Below are 1,311 nucleotides of genomic sequence, written 5' to 3'. Positions count from 1 at the left end.
GTGGGAAAGCTCCCCACGTGATCATCGAGCATGATGCCGAGCAGTGGGACCTTGAACTGGACGACCTCTTCGTGACCATCGGTCATCGCTTCGGCCGTGTGGAACTTCGCCGCCGCATGCGTGACTACGTGCGTGGGCTGCTCGCCCCGGTGGCCCGCAAGAACAGCTGGCAGCTGGCCGAGCAGGCAGGCCACGCCACCCCCGACGGCCTGCAGCATCTGCTCGCCGGGGCGAAGTGGGAGCCGGACGACATCCGCGATGAACTGCAGGAATACGTCGCCGAAAAGCTTGGCGAGGACGACGGAGTCCTCATCATCGACGACACCGGGTTCATCAAGAAGGGCACCACCTCCGCCGGGGTCCAACGCCAATACTCCGGGACCGCCGGTCGCACCGAGAACTGCCAGATCGGCGTGTTCGCCGCCTATGCCACCGCCCGCGGCCGGGCCTTGGTCGACCGTGAGCTGTATCTCCCCAAGTCCTGGGCCGAGGACCGTGAACGCTGCCGCGCGGCCAAGGTCCCCGACGATCGGGAGTTCGCCACCAAGGGGGCACTGGCCCGGCGCATGGTGCTGCGTGCCCTCGGCTCGCCGCTGCCCATCACCTGGGTCACCGCGGATTCCGCCTACGGGCAGGAGAGCCGCTTCCGCCGGCTGCTGGAGCAATCGGGCGTCGGCTACGTGCTGGCCGTGCCCAAGTCCCAGTTCACCGTGGGGTGTCCCCGCATCGAGGGTCTGTTCGCGCAGGCCCCGGCCGAGGCGTGGGAGAAGATCTCATGCGGCAACGGCGCGAAGGGACCGCGCGTCTACCACTGGGCGGCGGTGCGACTGCCGGCTGTCGCCGAGTTCGACTACCAGGGCGAGGTCCCTCACCGGATGCGGTGGGCGCTGGCCCGTCGCAGCATCCGCAAGCCCGACGAGATCGCCTACTACCTCGCCTACGCCCCTTTGGAGACCACCGCCCAGAAGCTGGTACGGATCGCCGGGACGCGCTGGGCGATCGAGGAGTGTTTCCAGGCCGCGAAGAACGAGTGCGGTCTGGATCAGTACGAAGTCCGTCGTTACCCGGGTTGGTACCGGCACATCACCCTAGCGATGCTCGCGCACGCCTTCCTGGCAGCCACGGCACACCGGGCCCGGGAAAAGGGGGCGGAACCGGTGAGGCAGCCGGGGCCATCGAGCTCACAGTGGCGGAGGTTCGGCGACTCCTGGCAGCTTGTCGTCCCCGGCCCCCGCACCTACGCGGACATCGAGGCCGGCACCACGCGGTGAGCTGGTCGCAGTGGCGCCGACGACGCCAAGCAGTCGCCCG

General features: G+C 68.7%; 1 protein-coding gene. It reads left to right on the top strand.

Annotated elements, in window-relative coordinates; genetic code table 11:
* Positions 1–23 precede the first annotated feature (23 nt).
* Positions 24–1,271, top strand: coding sequence for an IS701 family transposase (locus ACIRJP_RS42685; RefSeq protein ID WP_404186651.1), 1,248 nt, complete (start codon positions 24–26; stop codon positions 1,269–1,271).
* The last annotated feature ends 40 nt before the right edge of the window (positions 1,272–1,311 follow it).

Source organism: Streptomyces sp. NPDC102437, assembly GCF_044765565.1.
Lineage (GTDB): Bacteria > Actinomycetota > Actinomycetes > Streptomycetales > Streptomycetaceae > Streptomyces.
This window is presented reverse-complemented; position numbering and strand designations above follow the sequence as displayed.